The following is a 20,740-nucleotide window of genomic DNA, read 5'->3' on the forward strand; positions in this document are numbered from 1 at the left end:
TGACTTCACCCATCAGGAAAAATGGAACGGTCGGATCAAGGAAGGATTCGACGCTCGTACCTCTGTTCCTTGATCCACGGCTCAACGTGAAATCACGTTCTCAGCAAACGAACGCAAAGACCCTGCGAGAACTGCTGACCCTTCGGACATCAGGGGATCAGACGAGAGTCCCTCTACATAGACCTGATCCCCACCGTCCTCCTCAACTATCGCGATATCGACCGCAGCCCGGCGAAGTTCGGGAACTGCCCGCACCGCCCTCACTGCTAGCTCAGCGACTTCTCCTAGGTGCTGCTGGGCTACGCTTTGTTCATCTCCTTGCCCGAGAACCAGAAGTGCAGCGTCACGCGAACACACGACGGTGAATCGGCTACTTTGCGAGTGCTCCTGAACAACAAGTGATCCCGACTTACGCAGAAGCGAAGCAGCACTTTCCACTCGTTCTGCGGTGAAAGTTTGACGCCGAGCGCCTCCCCAGCCCCGTAGGTATCCCACAATATCGACAGAGCCGTCTATTTGCGTAAGAAACTCTGCCAGATCCTGGTGTGTGCGGACTCGGCGACCCCGCGCAAGGTTCACCTTCTCTGCTTCTAAAATTCGTCGAACTGTACCGTGACGACTCAGAACAGCACCTACTGCGGAGAGGTCCTGGGTGGTGCTGCAGCCTCTGAGCCACTCTATCGGCACACCAGCCTTCGAAACCTCATATGTACCCCCACCAAGATGCTCGACCCCATAGTCAAGTTCTGCTGTGAGAGCACTTCGTAGCAGATCCGAGAGGCGGGATCCGGACTGCCCTAGATACTCTGGATCTTCACGGAGTGCGGGGACCTGAGGTTCACCAGTTGTGTCAGCTGACGCGCGGCATCGACGTTCTTTCCATATGCGCTCAGCAATGTCCTTCGCTTCACCTTTCATCGGGAAATGATGGGACCCAATACCACTGTTCGAGTTCACTTCGAGCACATAAGCCAGACCGGATTCGGACGAGACCACCACATCGACCCCAGCCCATGTCATACCTGGAATGGCTTGGGCAGCCTTAACTGCGGTGTGTTTCAGGTCTTCACTGACTGTGTCTGAGCACTCAACAACATCGGACCCCTGACTGAAGTTGCCAACGGGGCGCACGAAGACTTCTATGCCAGGCTCCGGTACGGAGTTCAGTCTGAGATCCTGCTGCGAGAGGTAACGAGCTGTATCCTCATCTGTCGGAATCAGCTTCTTATGAAGATAGGGATTCTCTCGACGGATTTTATTCTTGTCGTTAATGAGCTGCTCGATAGTACTTCGGCCATCTCCGACGACATAGGCCTGTGCCCGGTTCACAACGCTCATACATTCGTCCTGGGTGACGAGGCACCGGTATTCGACACCCTTAATGTACTCTTCGACCAGGACTCCGCCACTGGCGTCATTCTCAGCTCGTTCAAAGGCTACACGAGCTGCCTGTTCCTCCTGAACGTTGACTGTGACAGCCCGACCTCTGTCGCCTGCGCGGGGTTTGACCACCACTGGTCGCCCCATCCGTTGAAGAATGCCAACGGCCTCCTCTGCCGTGGATGCGAGGTACCCCTCGGGTGAGCGGGCTCCACTTTTCTGAAGGAACGTCTTGGTGAGGTACTTGTCTTTGATGATTCCCGCACCAACAGAGGATTCTGTGGCCCTGTTCCCCTGCAGGAGAATGCGTTTATCCTCCCAGGCAAGTGCACATGTTGCTCCCCCATACCACTGCACTTCAGCCCCGTCGGCAGCAGCGCGATCAGCAATGAGTTGCGTGCCCAAAGTACGCCCACGTTTAACAAGATCAAGTAACCGCGCGTCGCCGGTCGGCTCTTCCTGGGTCGAGCGTCTTGGACCGGAAAGAAGGCCAGAGTCCTCCTCCACTGCGGGTCGTTGACGTGACGACTGTGACGGCAGACCTCCGCGGCTACGAATCTTGCGTACGGCACGCTGAACACCAGGAATCTTCTTCAAGCCAGCGCGCACCCGTGCCGAGATATCCGGCCCAGAATCGGGTTCAGGTGCCTCACACCTCTTGATTTCAATCTGCAGGAAAAGACCGAGATCGTCTGCCCCACCCGTGATGTTCTTCGTCTCGAAGTGCTGTGCATCGCGTCGATACAACACCTGGACGATCTGGTTGAAGTCTTCCTCGACCACAGGGTGAGGCTGAAAGTCTGTACGTTTGTTGTCCGAATACACTGGATAGAAGCGGGCAAAGACCCGCGTCGCCCCATTCGACTCGACCTCAACGGTCAGCATGGTCCAGAAGCTGTATGGCAAAATGCCGTTCTCAGCGACAAACGTCTCAAAACGGCCCTGCGCCTGAAAGTGGCTGTTACCAATGCCGTAGGCCACCCACTTCCCCTGGTAGCGGCCGAACTCTTGAAGGCAGTGGGCACCGTGTCCGATGATCAAGTCGGCGTTATCACGGAGCAGTTCCTGTGCTGCCCTGCGCTGACGAGGGGTCCGCCATTTGTAATTCGGGCCCCAGTGGGGAAACGCCACCTCGAGGTGGAAGGCAGCTCCGTTGCCACTGGGACGCTCAGCGAGCGTACTGGAGAATGGTGCGCATCCAGACTGCGATTCTTTGGCAAACGGATCGAAACCAGAACTAGAATTCTTTGGCCCCAGCATCGACCCGTGAACGGCTATACTTCCTCCACCGAGGCCTTTCGGCAGTCCGATGTGAAGGGGTCGCTGAGCTGCGGCTAGGTTCTTCCCCGCACCAAAAACCTCGACCCCAGCTCTACGTAGCACCTGGAGAGAATGCTTGAGCCCTTCCCGTCCATAGTCCAGGGTGTGATTATTGGCCAGACTGACGGCGTCAATCCCCAAGTCTTTCAGTGCCGCAGGAGCGCATTTCGGGTCGGACCAGTGCAGAAACCTCTTCTCTTCCAGAGGGGATTCAATTTGCTTCGGGTCGACAACTGGGGTCTCCAGGTTTGCGACAGTGTAGTCAGCGCGATCGATAAACTGCTTCAAGTACTTGGTGCCATCTGCATAGCCTCGCTCAGGAAGAACGGTCCCACCACCGGTTATGTAACTTTCCCCATAGTGGAAGTCCCCCATGAAGAGCACTCGGAAAACCTGGTCGGGGCCCGCGTGAAACTTGGGTGGTGCGTGCAGAGTCACTCGCTTCTCAGCCCCGAACGGATCATCGTCCGGACCGGATCCCTTAGGAAACCACGCCTGACGATGAACGAAGCTGCGCACTGCCTCTTCATCCAGGGCACCGCCGATGCCGGGTAGCCCTGGATCGGCATGTACGTTGCTCTCTGCATCCTTGAATGCTGTCAGGGGCGCGGAGATGCGTTTTGCCACATTCCCAGGCGGCACTGCTGTGATGTAGTCGATTCGGGGAAGCGTCTTGGCCAGACTGATCAGCGACCAGGTGGTGATGTCACTGGTGCCAACCATTCCCCCAATGCAAATGTTGACCTCTGGTTTGAGCTCAACGGCTTTCTTGGCCAAATCCAGGCTCGCGAGCAGACCACCTGCCTTCGCGGTCTTGATGTTGAGAGCCCGGCAGCCATGCTTGCCGGTGACCAGATGAGCATCCTGGACATCCCAGAGACTCTCATCCGGCATGATACGAATCTCACCGAAGCCTCGAGCGATAGTCAACTCATCGGCCAGCGCTTGGAGCTCGGGGAGTCGGTCGCCCACAGATTTATGAATCGGCTGCTCGATCGTAATGACTGGGGGAAGCCGATCGGCGCTGATTTCCTCGGCGATATGAGTGATAAACCGCTTGGCCTCATCTACATCAAAGCCTTCGTTGTTGTCCATCCAGATGTTCTTAGTGCGCCCTGCAGCCAAGTTTGCCTCATGGACGATACGCAGCAGTTCAGTGTCCTTGTCGAACTCTCCTACGCCTTTGACCCGAACCATCGGGTAGCGTTTCTGGCCGCCGACTTTACGCCGAAACGCCTCCGGCGAATTCTGGGTAGACAGAGTCGAGACGGTGATCGCAACCTCATCCCGCTGCTCGCCAAGAACCTGAGACAATGGCAGGCCAAGTGCACGCGACACGAGGTCCAACAAGGCGACCTCAATCCCTAGCAGCGTCCCACGAAACGGTTTCTCAGCATTTCGCTCATCTGCCTTGGACTGAGCAAGCACTGCAAGTTCAGACATCACCGCACGTACAGATTCCACCGCCGATAGCGCGTCAGTGATATCCAACGCTCGCCCTGGCAGAGTTTCGGCGGCAGTCTGTAAGAAACCCCAGGCGACGTCAATCGAGATATCCCCGGTCAGACGATGTCTTGGTTGAGACTCTCCCACGCCCGCTAGACGGTCCCCGTTGTATTCGGCCAACAGTCGCACCAAGAAGTTCTTCGACGACTTGGTCACGCCTCGTGCTGTTCCGTAGGGGCGCTTAAGCGGCATCCGGTAATCGAGGGTATTGACACGGGAGATGACAAGCTCAGGCATGTTTCTCTTCTCAATCAGGGCGCGTGCCGGGTCTCCACCAGCATGGCGCGCTGGCCGCGGATCCCGGTGTCGAGCAGTTCTTCCATGATGCGTGCAATCTCGGCGGGGTCTCCGGTCACCTCGCCGGTGATGGTGCCCATCGCTTGGTCTTCCAGCTCCGCACGCCCTGAGACTTCAGCCTCAGCGAACTCCTCGCTCAGTGCAACGAGCAGGTCCTGGGGATGGACGCTGCCGTAGATCTGGAATTCCACCCGCACCGTAGAACGTAGGTCCGTGAGCGGACTGTCCAAGCCGAAGGCCAGGATCCGGTCGGCCAGCTGTTGGGCCAGTGCCGCATCACATGCGTGCTGCACCTGAAGCCATGGACGTTCAGAGTACTCCACGACGGGGGCATCCGCAGCCTCCGCTGGCTTGGTGTGATCAGCGACCACCAAGTCAATCGCAGCAAGACTGATCCCGGGGATTGCTGCTGTCACTCCCGCCGCGATTTGGTTCAGAGAGGGGTGTACCTCTGCGGTGATGTCCCGGATTGCCTCAGGTGAGGACCGCCAAGGACCATCCGGGCAGTGCAGCACGTTGATGATTTCTCCGTCCAGCACCAGAAAGCGCAGGTACTCTCCCGCCACTTGCTTCTCGAGCAGGAACCGGTAACCGGGCGGTACGACAACGCGCCCATCCTCTGTGATTCCAGGCTCACGCAGCTCGGTCAGCGCGTAGGCTGCGCGTGTGTATCCTGGACGCTCTGTAGGGGGTGTGTAGAAGAACTCCACAGCACGCTGGAGCTCTTCCACATTATTGATTCCGCTGATCACATCAATGGTGTTGTCCCCGACGGCAGGTTTCATCACCACTGGGAAGCCCAGCTTCTCCTCTGCGTAGCGGAAAGCTGCCTTCAGGCTGCCGCCCATGGAGAAGGTTGCACCTGTAGGCACTGCGTATCCGGCACGCATCACCATGTCACGGCGCATCCGCACATCCTGGGCATAGGTGACCGCAGCGAGAGTGGTCTGCTGAGGAATTCCATGGCTGAAGGCTGTCTTCACGCCAGTCGGCTCGTGCTCCACCTCCATCACCTGACGTGGCAGCAGCACCACGTCATAGCCATGCGCCAGGGCGCTGCGGTGTACCTCGTATCCGTCGCGGAGTGCTCGGTCCATCATGCAGCACCTGCTTCCTGGGCGTTCTTAGGGCGGTAAATTTTCAGGCGACGGGCTTCTCTGCCGGCCTGGACCGTCACCTTCTTCGCCAGGTTCTTGACCCTCACCGCAGTGTCTTCTCGGATCACGAAATCCCTTACATCCGGCTTCTCAACGTGCTGAGCCACATAGCTAGTCGGAACTGCCGCACGCGGACCCAGGATAGTCGCCGCCGCCACGGCCGTTGCAGCAACAGTCTCGCCGACCAGAACAGCCTCTACTGTCTTGCGGTCAACATTGCGCACCCACCCGGTCAGCCCGGAGCTGCGGGCTCGACGCTGGAGCCACTTGCGGAAGCCGACCCCGGTCACCTTGCCCCGAATAGTCAGGTGCAGGGCCACTTCTTCAGCCGGCTCAGACCGGGCGGTGAGCCCGTAGTGGTCAATGCAGGCTCGCATAACGGTCTCTGCCACAGGCTTCCCGGAACCGAACATCGGGTACTCACAGTTGCCGATCGCAGCGTGGGCGTTGAGCTCACAGATCCCGGCGTCCTGCTGGTCCAGCGGCTTGGTGTGGTCCTCCAACAGGAAGTCCACCCCGCAGTACTCCAGCTGGGGGATCGCGTTGACCGTCCTGATACATGCCTCAATAATGCTGGGGTGCAGCTCATCTAGGACATCAATGGAGTCTCCGCCCTGAGAGAGGCTGCAGGTATTAGCCAGCAGCACCCGTTCCCCCTGGGCGGGAACAGATGAGAGTGTCATCCCCGCTTTCTTGAGTTCGTGGCGAGCCGCGGCGTCGTACTTAGCCGGCCTTGCCCACAGGTGGGGGTTTCGCTTGCGGGCGATGTTCTTATTCAGGAGCAGCTCTGCAATTGTGCTCTCCCCGTCGCCGAATACGGAGGCCGGCTCGCGCTGAATGGCTGCGATGACCTCGTCCCCCACCACCACTATGCGGTAGTCACGGCCGTTGATGTGCTTCTCGACGATGAAGTCTTGCTTGCCGAGCTTGGATGAAGCCATGATGTCAAAAGCCGCTTCCAGCTCTTGTTCGTTCTGGATACCAGCCACCACGCCGATACCGCGAACGCCCATCGCAGGCTTGACCACCACGGGATAGCCGATGCGGTCCACGAACTGCTTGGCAGTGGCAAAGTCCCCATTGGCAAAAGTCCGCCCCTGGGGCACCGGCACCCCAGCCCGCTGCAGCTGCATTCGTGTTCCCTCTTTATGCGTGGAGAGAGCCAACGACGCCGCCGAGGACAGCGGGTTGCGAGACCATTTGAAGATCAAGGGGGCCCGACTCCCGTCACCGGCACGGAAAGCGCCCTTGGAGTAGCGGGTGGTACTCAGCCCCAAAGCTAAGGCCTGACGCTCCAACAGGTGCCCTTTGGAACCGTTGGGCCCGAGCGGATGGAGGTGATCGACATCATGGTAGACCGCTACAGGCCTGCCCTCATAGGTGGGCTGTGGCGGAGCAGGGTAGGTGGTCATCTCACGGACATCACCCACAATGGCTTCATAGGCCAGAGCAACACCGTGCCCGCTATCGGCCCCGTGAGGCGCGCCAACAGGGTACTCTCCACCGTCTGCAGCATCAGTGATGTGCGCACGGGCTCCAGGGCAGGCGCGCGCCAGGCTGCGCAGCGCAGCCCGGCTGAGACTGGTCGCGCCCGGGAAGTCCGCCAAGAGAAGCACCGCCTCCGGGTGCTCCGAAGAGATCCGCTCCACCGCCTCTGCTGTGCGCAGCAGGCTCCCATACTGGGTGGGCCGGATCACCTGGACTGAGGGACGGCCGGAGACCTGCAGCTGCCGGCTGGGGGTCTGGTGATCCCAGTAGCGCCACTGGTGGTGCAGCTCGACCGTGATGTCCCTGCGGCCTGATGCTCTCAACGCGGCGTCGGCCTCATCCTGCAGCAGCTGTGTCCGGCCGCGGTGATGGCGCGGCAGCACCCGTTCCAGAATGACGCGCTTGGGGAGATCTCCCTGCACCGCCAGTGCCACTACCCGGCGGACGAAGGCCTTGCCGGCCCGCATGTCCAGCAGGCCACCCAGGTCAAGGCCCAGCACACCCTGGGAGTGATCGGCTCGGCGTACGGCAGTTTCCAGGATGAGCAGGGCCTGGAGAAGATCATCGTGCTGAGCCACAGGGACCGTGTCCTGCTCCCAGTCAAAGGGTCTGCGCGCTGCTCGTTGGAACTCGTCGCTGCTCTCTGCCCCAGCGGCGGGGCCGGCGATCTCCTGGGGAAGGTCTGAGTCCCCAGCGGTGTCAGCACCGGCGCCTTCTGTAATGAGTGCAGTCAGCGGCACGGAGAGGGCTCGGGCGGTGAGATCGAGCAGTGCCGTCTCAACAGCCAGCAGGCTGCCACGAAAAGGGTGCCGGTTTACCGAGTCGGGGGAACGCTGTTCTGCCAGCGTGAAGAACTCTGCCATCTGGGTCTGAACACTGGTGACCGCCCGGGCGGTGCTGCTGATATCCAGCTCAACGGATTCCAGTCTGCGGATGACCTCTGAGAGGAACCCCCAGGAGTTCCCGGCATTATCACCGGTCATCCAACCGCGTGGCTGACCCTCACCGCTGCCTTCTGAGATGGTGCCATCTGAGGCCTCAGCAGTCAGCGCTACTGCATAGTTGACAAATTTTGGTTGTGAGGAGCGGGTCTCCGGAATCCGGTACGAAAGGGCTCGCGACTCGGTGATGCGTAGGGTGGTCTGGATCATGGATTAGTGCTGTGCTTTCAAACGTCGACGTCAGCCGTTCCGGGCCGAAAAAGCTTCAGCTGATCCTAGCACTGCTGTCTCATTTTTCACTTGCGGCACCCGGGTCCTATGCGGCGGTCTCCTGTCGAAGCCGCTGGGACACTACACGAGTGGAGCCGTCCTGTCGCATGGATACCCCGTAGAGGGCGTCAGCGATCTCCATAGTGCGCTTCTGGTGGGTGATCACGATCAGCTGGGAGCTCTCCCGGAGTTCCTCGAAGATCACTAGCAGTCTGGACAGGTTGGTGTCGTCCAGTGCAGCTTCTACCTCGTCCATCACGTAGAACGGGCTGGGCCGGGCTTTGAAGATCGCCACCAGCAGGGCCACTGCCGTCAGCGAGCGCTCACCCCCGGAGAGCAGGCTCAGCCGACGGATCCTCTTGCCGGGCGGCCGGGCATGGACCTCGATACCGGTGTTGAGCATATCCTCCGGATTGGTCAGCTCAATCCGGCCCTCGCCACCGGGGAAAAGCCGGGCGAAGACCCGCTCGAACTGCACCCTGGTGTCCTCCCATGCCTCAGAGAACACCTTATGCACTGTGGAATCCACTTCGGCAATGATGTCCAGCAGGTCCTGGCGGGACTTCTTCAGGTCGGCCAGCTGACCCTGCAGGTAGCTGTGCCGCTCCTCCAGCGCTGCATGCTCCTCCAAGGCGAGGGGGTTCACCTTCCCCAGAGCCTTCAGATCCCGGCGGGCAGCCGCCAGGCGCCGCTCCTGCTCGGCCCGCACGTAGGGCACCGCCGCGGCGAGGTCGTCCTCATCGGCTTCGGTCTCCGGCACCGGCTGGTCAGGGCCGTAGTGCTCAATGAGGTACTCCGGGGTCAGGCTGAGCTCCTCCTCCGCCCGGGCCTCAGCGGCCTCCATGGCCAGGCGCAGCTCCGTCTGCTTAAGTTCTGCCTGGTGCAGCCGGTTGGTGACCTCCTCCAGCTGCTGGGCGGCCCCAGTGCGCTCCTGAAGGATCTCAGCGGCCTGGGACTTCAGCTGCGCATGCAGCCGCTGGGCACCCTCCTTGGCCTCCAGCACAGCCGCCAGCTGCTCCTCGATACCCTCTACGGCCTCGTGAGCCTCCTGGGCGATCTGGTCAGCCTGCTCGGCCTTCTCGCTGCGCGCCGCAGCGGCCCGTCTTGCCTGTTCCCGGCGGTGCTCCTCCGACTGAGCCGAGCGGCGCAGGCCGGCAGCACGGTCCAACAGCTGCTTATGCTGCTCCTCAGCGGCACGCAGGGCCAGCCTGGCATCCACCTCATCCCGGCGTTGGGCGGAGGCCTGTTCGGACAGCCGGTCTCGCTCGGAGGTGGAGGGCTCCTCCACCAGATCCTCATTCTCAGCGGCCTGAAGCCGGGCGGTGACCTCACGCAGCTGCTCAGCCGCATCAGCTGCCGAGGCCTCAGCCTCCTGAATCTCTTTGGTGAAGCCCGCGATCCGCTCCTGGGCGCGGCCAGTCTCCCGCTTCAGCCGAGCCAGCTGCTCCCCCGCTGAGGCCAGCGCCGTCTGATTGACCTGCACCGCATCCGAGGTCTCGTTGACCGCCAGCTCGGCTGCGCCGACCTCGGCTTGGCTCCGTTGCACCTGCCCGCTGACCTGCTCGAGCTCTCGCTCCGCGGCAGCCAGGGTCTGGTGCAGCTGTTCGACCTGTTCACTCAGCGTGGCCTGGGAACGGCCTGAGGAGTCTCCGCTGATCCGCTCGCCCTGTCTGATGACTACCTTGTCCAGGGCCAGTGCCGCTGCAGCCTCTCCGCTGCTGACCAGCTCGGTGCCGAAGCTCTTGTCATCCACCAGCACCACATCAACCAGGGCGCTGCGCAGCGAGCCCTCAATCCGCTGGTCGGCCTGGACCACTTCCACACTGAAAGCGGCACCGGGCTCGTTGAGCTTGACCGGCTCCTGGGCGGCAGCGATCGCTGACTCTAGGGCGGAGAGCTTGGCTCTGGTCTCACTGACGGTGATCTCCAGCCGACGCTGCTGGGCCACCAGCTCGTCATGGGCGGCTTTGCGCTGCTGGTAGTGCTGCTGAGCGGCCTGGTAGTCCTGCTGCACCTGCGCCTCTCCGGTCTCGATCTCAGCGATCCGCTGCTCCAGCTCGGCCAGCTCGGCCTGCGAGTTCTCCAAGGAGACCTGCTCGGCCTCCTGCTGCTGGGTGGCACGACGACGCCGGGACCCGGCGGCATCTGCCCGGCCCTGGGCCGTCTCCACCCGGCCCTGCAAAGTTGCCAGACCCGCCCGCCGGTCCGCCACGGCGCGCAGCTGTTCGGTGATCCGGGTCTCCTCAGCCTTCAGCGCCTCCTCCGCCTCCGCCCGGGCTTTGCCGATCTGCTCCAAGGCCTGCTGGGCCTGCTCGACCGCGCTGCGCTGAGCCTGCGCCTCTGCTGCCACCTGTTCTGCCTGTTCGCGCAGCGCTTGGGGGCCACGGCCTGTAAAGCTCTCCTCCGCAGTGGAGCTGCGCAGATTCCGGGCTCGTTCGGCGGCCAGAGATGCCACTGAACGCAGCCGCTCCTGGGCCTGGGAGAGCCGATGATGGCCGCCGGCCAGCTTCTCGGCCCGGCTGCGCTGGGCCTCAGCCTGAGTGTTCAGCTCGGTGAGCTGGGCATCGTAGTCAGCTAGGGCAGATTTCAGCCGTCCGGCGGCGTCGTGGTCTTCCTGCTCCCCCTGGGAGGAGGCGTGCAGAGCGGAAGCGGCAGCCACCAGGTCATCGGCGATCAGCCGGGAGAGCGCATCGCGCACATCATGCTGAATTCGCTGGGCCCGGCGGGCCACCTTAGCCTGCCGGCCCAGAGGAGCCAGCTGGCGGGAGATCTCTCCGATGAGATCCTCCAGGCGCTCCAGGTTGGTCTGCATCGACTCCAGCTTGCGCACTGAGCGTTCCCGGCGGCGCCGGTGCTTGAGCACCCCTGCGGCCTCCTCGATGAACCCGCGGCGCTGCTCAGGAGTGGCCTGCAGGATCTGGTCCAGCTGTCCCTGGCCCACTATGACATGCATCTCCCGGCCTAGCCCGGAGTCCGAGAGCAGCTCTTGGATATCCAGCAGCCGGCATTTGGTGCCGTTGATGGTGTACTCGGATCCCCCGGAACGGAACATGGTCCGGGAGATGGTGACCTCGGTGTAGTCGATCGGCAGAGCGCCGTCGGTGTTATCGATGGTCAGCGAGACCGAGGCCCGGCCCAGCGGCTGGCGCTCGGCGGTGCCGGCGAAGATGACATCCTCCATGGAGCCGCCGCGCAGGGACTTGGCTCCCTGCTCCCCCATCACCCAGGCCAGGGCATCGACCACATTGGACTTCCCCGAGCCGTTGGGCCCCACCACAGCGGTGACCCCGGGCTCGAACTCGAAGGTGGTGGCCGAGGCGAAGGACTTGAAGCCGCGGATGGTCAGGGTCTTCAGATGCACCTTGGCGCGGCCTCCCCTCAGCTCTCGTTGCGGTTCCCAGTGCGGACAATGCCCACTATTCTGCCCCATCGGCGGTAGCATCGCCTCATGCATGAACAGCCCCCCGCCTATGAGGACGAGCAGTATCAGGACGCTGAGCAGCAGGATGACCCGGACCTCAGCGAGGGGGCGCCGCCCCGGTACAGCACCGGATTCGTCCGGCCCGGCTTTGCCAAGCGCGCTGCCGGCCGGGCGCTGCAGAACCTCAAGGATCCCAAGGGCATTCCCTCCCGGGCCGCAAAGACCTACCGGTACCGGCGCCGCCAGTTCGGGGCCGGGCGCCGGTTCCTGCGCAAGGAGTTCCGCTGGGAGACCGACTGGTCCAACCGCAAGCCCGATTGGTGGCGCAAGGGCTTCCTCTCCCGGTCGGTGACCCTCTACGGGTTGGAAGAGGGCAATGACCCCGCCCTCTACATCAATGATGTGCAGCGCTACTTCCGGACCAAGCGGATGGTCAACCCGCATCTGCAGGAGGTGCTGGACAATAAGTTCTCCTTCTTCCTGCTGGTGCGCAGCCTGGGCCTGGACTCCGATGTGGTGGACCTGCTGGGCCTGCACACCCGCGGCTATGTGCACCCATTCCCGCAGAACCGCCGCGTTCCGCTGCAGCAGTTCCTCGCCGAAACGCTTCAGGAGCGGGGGCACATCTTCGTCAAACCGCTGCACGGGGCTGAGGCCAACGGGGTGCGGTCGTTGAAGCTCACTGAGGCCGGCTACCGGCTGGACGGGGCGCCCAGCAGTCTGGAGGAGATCACCGCCTGGGTCCGGGACTTCCCGCGCCCGGTGCTCTTTGAGGCTGCTATCACCCAGCACAGCGCCCAGGCGGAGCTGAACCCGCATTCGACCAATACCATCCGACTGCTGACCATGCCGGATGTCACCGGGGACCACTCCCCCTTCATCCTGCGCGCCTCCCAGCGCATCGGCTCGGAGCGCTCCGGGCATATCGACAACTGGACCAAGGGCGGGCTCTCGGCCAATGTGGACTTAGAGACCGGCCGGCTCTCTGCTGCAGCCCAGCTTCCGGAAGGCAATGAGCTGCACTGGTTCAGCGCCCATCCGGACTCCGGGGCGCAGATCGAAGGCCATCAGGTGCCGTTCTGGGCGGAGACCAAGGAGCTGATCCTGGAGGCGGCCCAACGGCTGGCGTTCATGGAGTACATCGGCTGGGACATTGTGATCACTGAGAGCGGTCCAGTGATCCTGGAGGCGAACATCAACTCCGGAATGAATGTGCTGCAGGTGCATGGGCCCCTGCTGGCCGACCCGCGGGCCGCCGCCTACTACCGCGCCCGGGGCGTGGTCTAGGCTCGCTCAGGCCTTCTCCACCGGAGTGTGGGTGCCGGTCAGCGCCAGCAGGGCCGCGGTCTGCTCCCGAGGCGGGGAGCCCGGTTCCAGCCGTGCGGTCCGCTCTGCCCCGGCGAAGTCCTGCACCTGGGGCAGCAGCGGCTGTTGCGTGACCGCCAGGTGGGTGACCACCGCGGCCAGGGGTTGATCCAGCTCCTCTGCTGCGGTCACCAGCAGCACCGTGGGCACGCTATGCCGTTCGGCCGCAATCAGCACCGGCAGCCAGGGCTGCGGGATCCCCTGCTGCCCGGCGGGCACTGAGACTACGACGACGTCACACCGCCTCACCTGCCCCGGGCCGCCCGGAGCGGTGAGATCAGTGGTCGGCAGATCCAGCCCTGTGCTGCCCAGGGAACCGATACTGGGCCGGAGCCGGCTGCGGGCGGTACGGACCGCTTTGCGCGCTGCCCGCCGCGCACGATGTGCCGCCGGCAGGACCCGGGTGCCCAACCAGCTGGTCTGGATCGGTTTGTCAGGCATGGCTGATGCTCCTGACCTCGGTGTCGGTGAGCTGCTCCGCGTAGTCCTGCAGCCAGAGAGTGAGCATGGCCAGGCCCCGGATCAGGTGCTGGGGTCGCTGGGTGCTCAGCAGCCGCTGCCAGGTGATGACTCCCTGCGGCTCCGCCGGGTCAGCAGCCCGCAGTCCTTCGGAGAGCAGATCCGCTGCCGGTCCGCCGCGGATGAGTCCGGCCAGCTCCCGGGCGGCCTCCCGGCCAGCGATCCGGCGCTTATGGTGCCGGGTGCCGGTGAGGTCATCGGCGGTGGGCATTCCGCGCAGCCTGGGGTCTGCGGCGGCCAGCAGGGCCGGGTACCAGGCGCCCTCGGCTTTGGCCTCATGCGGCAGGCTCAGCGCAATCTGGGCCACCTGGTCGCTGACCATGGGCATCACCGCCGGCTGTGCCCCGCCCAGCACCTTTGCCGGGGCCGGGGCCACGCTCGGGGCTGTGCGGATCAGGTAGGAGGTGAGGGTGTGGGCGTTCGGGTGGCCCAGGTACTGCTCAGCAAGCGGCAGCGCCCCGGCCTGCGCCCGGCGCCGCAGGGCTGCAGCGGCACCTGGTGAGAACACTCTCTCGGCCTCGGTGAGATAGCGTGCCCGGGCCTGGATGCGCGCGGAGAGCAGCTCCTGGGTGTTCATCCGCTCAGCATGGCGCGGGTCGGCGAACCCGCCGCCTAGCAGCACTCCGCCGCCGATTCCGTCGAAGACTGCGCCTGGGCTGCTGCGCAGCTGCCGGGCCACCGGCATCAGCCAGAAGTGCAGGGAGGACTGGTGGTCCACGGCGTCGGCGTACTCGGCGAAATCCTGGCCGAACTGGCTGTAGCGTCCGGTGATGATCCGGTGCTGCAGGCCCAGCTCTGCGGCCACCTGTGCCGCTACCAGTTCCTCCAGGGCGGATCCGGCGTCCGAGCTGGTGGACCAAGCGGTCAGCGCACCGGGGTCCGCTGCCTCGCGCCGAGCCAGCGCGGTGAGCATCCGGGAATCCCTGCCGCCGGAGAGCATAGGATTGGCCGGGCTGTGCAGATGGGGGCGCATCAGCGCCGCCATGGCCTCGACGGTGTCCTGGGTGGCGGCGTCGATATCTGTTCGGGCTTGGGGCGCGTAGTCCTCCCAGGGCCAGTGCTGCTGCTTCAGCTGCACTGTTCCGGAGGCTTCTGCCTCCACATATTCCATAGGGCCCAGCCGGCGGATCTCCGTGAAGGTGGTGCGCCCGGCCAGCGGTGCCCCGAAGCTGATGATTTCGGTCCAGGCCTGCCAGTCGGGGCTCAGGGTGCCGGCTGTCTCAGCCAGCCAGCGCAGCCGGGTGGAGAAGAACACTGCTCCCCCGGTGATGTGGACATAGAGCACCTGGCAGCCGGAGACGCTGCCGTGGACCACCCCAGTGCCTCGGGCCGCGGCGCGGATCCCGCAGGCATCGGCCTGACGCGCCGCGGCGGGCCACTCCTGCTCCAGGAGGGAGGCCGCCAGGCGGCCGCCGGCGTTCCATGCCCCGGCAAGGTGGCGCTCACCGCGTTGAACCACTGCTGCTGCGTTCACGCGCAGGCTCAGCCCGGGCAGCAGATAGGAGGGTGCCCAGCTGACCCCTTCGGCCTCAGCCAACTCCGCCATCTGATCGGCCCGCTGCCGATGGGCCTCGGTCATCCGCCCCAGGACTCCGCAGACTGCGGTGGGCGGCAGCGGTTTGACACTCATGGCTGTGACTCCCCTGTGGCGCCGATCCCCCGCTGGGCCAGCCGCGCCAGGTGCCGCTGGGGGCCGTGCGCTGCGGCGAACTGCTGGCCACGCCGGGACTGCTCCAGGAACGCTTCTTTGTCCTCCCAGTACCGGTCCACCAGGGGACGGACCTGGTGCGGCTCGGCGTAGCGGGCAGCGTCGCCGAAGATGGTTTCCAGATACGGCGGGAGCACTACCAGGCAGCCGGCGGCGAGCGCCTCGATGATTGCCCGGCCGAAGGCCTCCCGCCAGCCCGGATGATGCATATAGACCCAGAAGTCGATGCCCTGGAGGAAGCGGGCGGGCTCCTCGGCGCCGAAGGGAAGCACCTGCCAGTTCTGCGGGGTGTATCCCAGCATCTGCTGGGGGATCTCCGCACCACCGAGGATCTCCACCCGGTAGTCGGGGCTGTCCGGATAGGCGGCGAGGATCGGTTCGGGCGCCTCGGGCCATTTCTCCTTCTGCGGCCGCGAGTGCCGGCCGATGACTGGTGTTCCAGCGGCGAAGCCGGTCCGTGGCCTGGTAGTCAATTCAGTGCCGAAGATGTTGACCCAGTCCTGTTCAGCGAGCTGGACGGTATGGGACTGCTCTGTGAGGCTGGCTCGGACCACCGGGCTGATCGGCGCCCACACCGGTGCGGTGCCGAACCGCTGCCGCACCGCTGCATCGGCTGCCGCGACGTTGTACTGCTCCGCTGCATGGGAGTCTGCGGCCGGATGGTTGGCCACGATCACCACCTGTTCGGCAGTGATGCCTCGGAACTGTGCAGCAGCGGTGGCGATGACCTGCGGATGGCGGATGACCAGCAGCTGGGTGCGCAGCTGAGCGCGCGGGGAGACCACGTGGACCCCGGGCAGGGCCAGCAGCGGCTGGATGTGCCTGCTGAACCCGGTGGCGGTGCTGGTGATCTCCGACTGGGCGTGGATCAGGGCGGTGGTGATCCCTGCTTCGGCCTGGGCGCGGACCTCCTCAGCAATGGAGGCTGTGGTGCCCCCGGGCAGCCGGAGATCGGAGAGCAGGGTCACCTGCGCATGCTGGACCGGCTGGTGGCCGGTCTGCTGCAGCTGGGCGGCCAGCGTGCTGACCTCCCCGGAGAGCTCCGCCAGCTGGGTGCGCAGCGCCGCCAGATCAGCTCCGGTCACGCGCTGCCGCAGGGCTCCGATCCGGCGCCGCAGGTGGTGGGTCGTGTTCATCACCGCCACTTTATCGGCTGGGCCTTATAAGCTGTGCATCGTGTCTGCCGCGTCCTCCGTCCCCGATGCCCGCCGTCCGATCGGGCGGTTCATCACTGAGCAGGTGCTGCCGCGCTGGGAGGAGCTGAACAGCTATCCGAGGGCGGTCAGGCACAACCAGACCATGGACTACGGGCTGCGGCACCGGCGGATCCTGGTTCACGGCTTCCGCCGCAATACTGCGGCATTTCTGTACAACGGCGCCGTGGTGGGCGGGCGCCAGGGCCGGCTGACCACTTTGGTCAGTGACCAGGCTCTGGAGGCGGCCTCCTCCAAGACGCTGTTCCAAACCTATGCCGCCGCAGCCGGGCTGCCGGTGGCCGGCGGTCAGCTCTTCTCCGCTGAGAACTCCGCCCAGGCCCGGAAGCAGGTGGCGGCCGGCGGCGAATGGGTGCTCAAGCCGGATACGGTCCGGCACGGACGTGGACTGAGCTTCCGGGTGACCGCTGAGACCTTCGATGCCGCCTGGCAGGAGGCCTTGGAAGTCTCGGCCAGGGGCTCCGCATCCACCGAAGGCGTGGTGGTGGAGCCTTTCCGGGACGGGCTGAACCTGCGGTTCTTCGTGGTCGGAGGCAGCGCCCGGGCCGTGGCGCTGCGGGTGCCGCTGTTCGTGGTCGGAGACGGGTCCCGCACCGTGGGCGAGCTGCTGGCTGCCGCCCTGGAGCACCGGGGCCGCAATCCGCTGCTGCGCGCCAACCTTCCGCCGGCAGACGCGCTCACCCCGCTGCCCGGGGCTCCCGAGACCGAGGAGGTGCTCCCAGCCGGTGAGCTGCGGCTGCTGCAGGAGGAGGGCCGGATGGGTACCGGGGGTCTGCCCTATGACATCACCGATGAGGTCTGCCCCGAGCTTGTCACCCTTGCCGAACAGGCCGCTGAGGCGGTCCCCGGCCTGGGGGCTGCGGGAATCGACCTCGTGGCAGCCGACCTGAACTCCGCAGAGGGTGCGGTGGTGCTTGATGCTGACCCACGGGCCAGTGTCCGGATTCACCGCTACCCGGCGTTCGGTCAGCGCCGGCGGGCGATGGCGGATCTCACCCACCTGCTCCGGCTGCGCGCTGAGCAGTGGGACCGGCAGATCGTGCCCGTGCTCGGCGCGGAGGACGACGATGATGGCTGAGCGTGTTGGTAGACTGGGCCGCGCTTTGCCCCGTTCAGTGAGCAGGGTACGCATTTCATTCGGGAGGAACATCTATGGCAGCACCGGCTGCTGAACAGCGGCATACGCCGCGCTTCGAGCTGGGTCCGGCACGGATTGTGCAGATGGACGGCAGCAAGCTGGTGCGGGTCGGAGCCCGGCCTGGTTTCTTCCAGTATCTGCGCGAGATCTGGCGCTTCCGGCACTTCTTGCAGTACGACGCCCATGCCCGCACTTCCTCGCAGAACAATCTCGACTCGATGGGGCGGGTCTGGATGGTGCTCAACCCGCTGCTGCAGGCTGCGGTCTACTTCTTCATCTTCGGCTACATCCTGGAGACCCACCGCGGTGTGGTGAACTTCATCGGTTACCTGATCATCGGCGTGCTGACCTTCCGGTTCATCCAGGGCGCGGTGGTCAGCGGCTCCAATTCGATCGCCAGCAACCAGAACGTGGTGCAGTCCTTCAACTTCCCCCGGGCCACCCTGCCCATCTCATCCACAATCCGGGAGCTCTTCGCCACAGTGCCCACTTTCGTGGTGATGGCGCTGTTGGTGTACTTCATCGGGGACTATCAGATTGGGGATATGGAGCGGGCTCCCATCACCCTGGACTGGAAGTGGCTGATGTTCTTCCCGGCCATCTTCCTGGCCCTGCTGGTGATGACCGGCATCAGCCTTGTCCTGGCCCGCCTGGTGGCGCAGTTCAACGATATGAAGCACATCATCTCCATCGGCGTGCGGCTGTGGTTCTATGCCTCGGCGGTGATCTTCAGCGTGGACCGCTTCGCGGACCGTGGGCACGACTGGATCATGACCGTCATGCACTTCAACCCGGCCTTCTGCGTGCTGGACATCATCCGAGATGCCTGGATGTACGACGGCATCGGAGAACCTTTCCGCTGGGCGGTGCTGGGCGGCTGGGCTGCAGGTGCCATGGTCATCGGCATGATCATCTTCTGGCGTGGGGAAGAGACCTACGGACGGGAGCGCTGAGCAGCCGATGAGCACACCGACCCCCAACTACACCCCGCGGCGGGCCAATTGGCTCAGCACAAACACACAGGGCAGTCAGGCCCTGGACCTGGACCCTGAGGCCTTCGACGAGGGTTTCGGCTTCGACGAGATCGAAGAGATCGCCTGGGACGCCGCCCCCCTGACCCAGGCTGCCCCGCAGGTGGAGACCATCGACGCCGCCAAGGTTTCGGTGGTGGTGGACAACGCATCCAAGGTCTACCGCATCCGTTCCAACAGTGAGCACAGGAAGAACACCAAACGGATCTCCCGGCAGGTGCAGAAGGTGCTCGGCTCCGGCTGGGCGGAGATTCCTGCACTGGAGGGGCTCAGCTTTGTGGTCAACCGCGGGGAGACCGTGGGTGTCATCGGCACCAACGGCTCCGGCAAGTCCACGTTGATGAAGCTGCTCACCGGCAAGATCCGGCCCAGCAGCGGGGAGGTCTACGCCACCTCCACGCCGATCATGCTGGGCGTCAACGCCGCCCTGGTGCGGCAGATCTCAGGGCGGGAGAACATCCGGCTGGGCTGTCTGGCCATGGGGCTGAGCCCCAAACAGGCCGCTGAGCGGTTCGACATGATCGTGGAGATCTCTGGACTCCAGGACGCATTGGATATGCCGCTGAAGGCTTACTCCTCCGGTATGCAGTCCCGCCTGCAGTTCGCCATCGCCACCGCGGTGGACCCGGACATTCTGCTCATCGACGAGGCGCTGAACACCGGTGATGCCCAGTTCCGCGCCCGGACCAAGAAGCGACTGGACGAGGTCCGAGCTCAGGCCGGGTGTGTGTTCCTGGTCAGCCACTCCCTGGGCACTATCAAGCAGATGTGCACCCGGGTGATCTGGATTGAGCAGGGCCGGATGCTCGCCGACGGGGACCCCGAATGGGTGTGCTCCCAGTACGAGGAGTACACCGACCATAAGTCCAGCGGGCGGATGCGCTCAGCGCAGATCGTCTATGACCGCACCCTGCTGAAGCTCTCCCCGGTGCAGGTCGAGTTCGAAGAAGGCACCCGTCCCACCAAGGCCGGCTGAGCTCCGCGCGCTAGCTGTAGTTCTTCGATACATTGTCAACGGTCCGTGACGTGAGCGGCGGTCTCCGATATCGATGTCGGGAACAAGGTCGCGACGTCCACGCCCGGAGCGGCGTCGAATGGTCCGCACACCCCACGCCTTGAGGCCATCCACTCACCAGGGGGCGAACAGGATCTGGTCAATTTGACCGGCACGACGACCTTCGCGAAGGATGCCGTCGCCCGCCTTGCCCAGCGCCATGGCATAGACGCCAAGTTCGCAGCACACCAGGCTGACATCAACAAAATGGTCGCCGATGCGCTCGCGAACGGTGGTTCTCGAGCAGCGTCCTCTGAAGCTGGTATGGTGCGCGGCGTCCACTATCTTCAGCTCGTCGAGCCGATTAAGCAGCTCAAGCGCGATGGTCGAATGGAAGACGCACTGGTGCTCTGCTACGCGGCGATTCAAGGTGCCGAAGCGGCCCGCCAAGGACGTGAGCCCGCGCCTTGGTACACAGAACAGGCTGCGATCATCCGCCGCAAACTTGGTCAGCGTGATGATGAGATTGCAGTGCTTCGACGGTGGCTCGCTATCTGCCCGCCGGATCGTCGTGAAGGCAGCCGGATCAAACAGCGGCTAGAGAAACTCGCGTAGAGCGGCATCAAGGATTGAGTGAACTGTAGAACGTCGCGCCGTGAGCAAAGAGACAATCAGGCGGTTCGCTGTGTGGTCCACCCGGGAGTCGGCCGAACTTGAGCGACGGGTGGTTCCACCTGGTCATGTTCGTACGGAGCGTTTTCAGCGATGTCTGGCTGAACGCCCCCAACGGTCTTGAGCCTTCAGCGCTTGGCTAGGTCGAGAAGCGGTGGTCGATGTTACTGCTGGTATGCAGCACTCTCACAACTCGAATGAGCTGAGGTTGCTCGACGTAGAAGATCAGGTACGGAAATCGCTGCGGGGCGATGTACAGGGCTTTCTCAAAGTCCGGTGAGTTCGGCGGCGAGTTCTGGGTCGCGTGCGTAGTGGCGTA

General features: G+C 63.9%; 13 protein-coding genes. 5 read left to right on the forward strand and 8 right to left on the reverse strand.

The features are described 5' to 3' along the window. Positions 1–81: 81 nt before the first annotated feature. The 4 genes from GNZ21_RS11625 to GNZ21_RS11640 form a co-directional block, all read right to left on the reverse strand. Positions 82–4,443 carry a CapA family protein gene (locus GNZ21_RS11625; protein ID WP_157324531.1) on the reverse strand — a complete coding sequence of 1,454 codons (4,362 nt, stop codon included), beginning with the start codon at positions 4,441–4,443 and terminating at the stop codon, positions 82–84. Between the two features lie 14 nt (positions 4,444–4,457). Next, the gene (locus GNZ21_RS11630) at positions 4,458–5,600 is read right to left on the reverse strand and encodes an ATP-grasp domain-containing protein (RefSeq protein WP_157324533.1); all 1,143 of its coding nucleotides are present in this window, start codon (positions 5,598–5,600) and stop codon (positions 4,458–4,460) included. After that, complete coding sequence (locus GNZ21_RS11635) at positions 5,600–8,299, reverse strand: acylphosphatase (protein WP_157324535.1); 2,700 nt, start codon at positions 8,297–8,299, stop codon at positions 5,600–5,602. The genes GNZ21_RS11630 and GNZ21_RS11635 overlap by 1 nt, the downstream gene beginning before the upstream one ends. 106 nt (positions 8,300–8,405) lie before the next feature. Beyond that, on the reverse strand, positions 8,406–11,720 hold the full coding sequence (locus tag GNZ21_RS11640) for a chromosome segregation SMC family protein (RefSeq protein ID WP_188503810.1): 3,315 nt from the start codon (positions 11,718–11,720) through the stop codon (positions 8,406–8,408). Between the two features lie 87 nt (positions 11,721–11,807). On the opposite strand from GNZ21_RS11640, the gene GNZ21_RS11645 reads away from it, so the two are divergent. Beyond that, positions 11,808–13,067, forward strand: coding sequence for a sugar-transfer associated ATP-grasp domain-containing protein (locus GNZ21_RS11645; RefSeq protein ID WP_157324539.1), 1,260 nt, complete (start codon positions 11,808–11,810; stop codon positions 13,065–13,067). Positions 13,068–13,073: 6 nt separating this feature from the next. Here the strand turns inward: GNZ21_RS11645 and GNZ21_RS11650 are convergent, their stop codons facing one another. From GNZ21_RS11650 to GNZ21_RS15715, 3 genes are read right to left on the reverse strand one after another with little or no spacing between them, the layout of a single operon-like run. After that, positions 13,074–13,586, reverse strand: coding sequence for a hypothetical protein (locus tag GNZ21_RS11650; protein ID WP_157324541.1), 513 nt, complete (start codon positions 13,584–13,586; stop codon positions 13,074–13,076). Further along, entirely contained in the window at positions 13,579–15,294 is a 1,716-nt protein-coding gene (locus tag GNZ21_RS11655) for an asparagine synthase-related protein (protein WP_188503809.1), read from the reverse strand. The genes GNZ21_RS11650 and GNZ21_RS11655 overlap by 8 nt, the downstream gene beginning before the upstream one ends. Beyond that, a complete protein-coding gene (locus tag GNZ21_RS15715) occupies positions 15,291–16,508 on the reverse strand; it encodes a glycosyltransferase (protein WP_188503808.1) in 1,218 nt (405 codons plus the stop codon). Before GNZ21_RS15715 ends, GNZ21_RS11655 begins: the two co-directional genes overlap by 4 nt. A 40-nt stretch (positions 16,509–16,548) precedes the next feature. Here GNZ21_RS15715 and GNZ21_RS11660 point away from each other — a divergent pair, with 40 nt between their 5' ends. The 4 genes from GNZ21_RS11660 to GNZ21_RS11675 all read left to right on the forward strand — a co-directional run bounded on the left by GNZ21_RS11660 (position 16,549) and on the right by GNZ21_RS11675 (position 20,364). Next, positions 16,549–17,664 carry a hypothetical protein gene (locus GNZ21_RS11660; RefSeq protein ID WP_157324545.1) on the forward strand — a complete coding sequence of 372 codons (1,116 nt, stop codon included), beginning with the start codon at positions 16,549–16,551 and terminating at the stop codon, positions 17,662–17,664. 74 nt (positions 17,665–17,738) lie between these two features. Beyond that, positions 17,739–18,677: an ABC transporter permease gene (locus tag GNZ21_RS11665; RefSeq protein WP_157324547.1), complete on the forward strand. Its 939-nt coding sequence runs from the start codon at positions 17,739–17,741 to the stop codon at positions 18,675–18,677. A gap of 7 nt (positions 18,678–18,684) precedes the next feature. Next, positions 18,685–19,731: an ABC transporter ATP-binding protein gene (locus GNZ21_RS11670; RefSeq protein ID WP_157324549.1), complete on the forward strand. Its 1,047-nt coding sequence runs from the start codon at positions 18,685–18,687 to the stop codon at positions 19,729–19,731. A gap of 183 nt (positions 19,732–19,914) precedes the next feature. After that, the gene (locus GNZ21_RS11675; RefSeq protein ID WP_157324552.1) at positions 19,915–20,364 is read left to right on the forward strand and encodes a hypothetical protein; all 450 of its coding nucleotides are present in this window, start codon (positions 19,915–19,917) and stop codon (positions 20,362–20,364) included. A 196-nt stretch (positions 20,365–20,560) separates the two neighbouring features. Here GNZ21_RS11675 and GNZ21_RS15985 read toward each other — a convergent pair. Then, positions 20,561–20,740 (reverse strand): hypothetical protein (locus GNZ21_RS15985; RefSeq protein ID WP_232532826.1); only part of this gene is annotated, 180 nt, incomplete at its 5' end.

This window comes from Nesterenkonia alkaliphila (genome assembly GCF_009758175.1).
Taxonomy (GTDB): domain Bacteria; phylum Actinomycetota; class Actinomycetes; order Actinomycetales; family Micrococcaceae; genus Nesterenkonia; species Nesterenkonia alkaliphila.

Excerpts from the sequence above, each read along its gene's own strand:
- GNZ21_RS11625 (WP_157324531.1), bottom strand. The coding sequence starts at position 4,443 with ATGCCTGAGCTTGTCATCTCCCGTGTCAATACCCTCGATTACCGGATG.
- GNZ21_RS11670 (WP_157324549.1), top strand. The coding sequence starts at position 18,685 with ATGAGCACACCGACCCCCAACTACACCCCGCGGCGGGCCAATTGGCTC.
- GNZ21_RS11650 (WP_157324541.1), bottom strand. The coding sequence starts at position 13,586 with ATGCCTGACAAACCGATCCAGACCAGCTGGTTGGGCACCCGGGTCCTG.
- GNZ21_RS11665 (WP_157324547.1), top strand. The coding sequence starts at position 17,739 with ATGGCAGCACCGGCTGCTGAACAGCGGCATACGCCGCGCTTCGAGCTG.
- GNZ21_RS11655 (WP_188503809.1), bottom strand. The coding sequence starts at position 15,294 with ATGAGTGTCAAACCGCTGCCGCCCACCGCAGTCTGCGGAGTCCTGGGG.
- GNZ21_RS11645 (WP_157324539.1), top strand. The coding sequence starts at position 11,808 with ATGCATGAACAGCCCCCCGCCTATGAGGACGAGCAGTATCAGGACGCT.
- GNZ21_RS11630 (WP_157324533.1), bottom strand. The coding sequence starts at position 5,600 with ATGGACCGAGCACTCCGCGACGGATACGAGGTACACCGCAGCGCCCTG.
- GNZ21_RS11635 (WP_157324535.1), bottom strand. The coding sequence starts at position 8,299 with ATGATCCAGACCACCCTACGCATCACCGAGTCGCGAGCCCTTTCGTAC.
- GNZ21_RS15715 (WP_188503808.1), bottom strand. The coding sequence starts at position 16,508 with ATGAACACGACCCACCACCTGCGGCGCCGGATCGGAGCCCTGCGGCAG.